1 protein-coding gene and 1 pseudogene are annotated in these 626 nt (G+C 63.9%); both read right to left on the bottom strand.

The window, feature by feature from the left end:
- On the bottom strand, positions 1–408 hold a 408-nt coding region (locus EOA29_RS39155; RefSeq protein ID WP_189479176.1), incomplete at its 3' end, for a fatty acid desaturase.
- A 17-nt stretch (positions 409–425) separates the two neighbouring features.
- Positions 426–626, bottom strand: a pseudogene (locus tag EOA29_RS39150) (sugar phosphate isomerase/epimerase); the annotation flags it as partial.

The following is a 626-nucleotide window of genomic DNA, read 5'->3' as shown; positions in this document are numbered from 1 at the left end:
GGCATGGCTCCAGCGCCACTGCACCGGATTGCGCATCAGCATGAACGAGGCGATGTGGTAGACGACGTCGTTCATCCAGCGCGTGCGGAAAGCGGTGCCGTGGCCGCATTCGTGCCAGCGCGAGTCGCTCGACGAGCCGTAGAGCACGCCATAGACGAACAGGAACGGCACGACCCACCACGTGCCCCAGAACCAGACGATGCCGCCAGCCGAACCCAGGATCGCGGCAATCCAGATGATGGTGTCGCGGATCGCCGGCCCGTCGGAGCGCTGCATCAACTCCTTCATCACCTTGCGCGGCACGTCCGTGTGGTACCACTCAGCCGAGGCGAGTCCGGTCTCGATCGCGTGCCGAGTGCTTTCGCCGACAAGGCTGTAGTCGCGCTTCGCGCTGGCGGTCCTGGTCATCATCACCTCCCCGGGCGTCAAAGTCCGTTGGCGCGGAATTTCCCGTCGAGGAATTTTTTGGCGCGCGGCACGTCGTCCTCTGAGAGATGCTCGATGATGACCGGGATGTTCGGGTGCTTTTCGCTGAGCCGCTTGAGATAGAGATCATAGTTGAGGGCACCGAGGCCCGGCGCCGGCAATTCGATCTCGCCGACGCCCCGGAACGTCAGCCCCTCATG

It is taken from the genome of Mesorhizobium sp. M1E.F.Ca.ET.063.01.1.1, from assembly GCF_003998155.1.
Lineage (GTDB): Bacteria > Pseudomonadota > Alphaproteobacteria > Rhizobiales > Rhizobiaceae > Mesorhizobium.
This window is presented reverse-complemented; position numbering and strand designations above follow the sequence as displayed.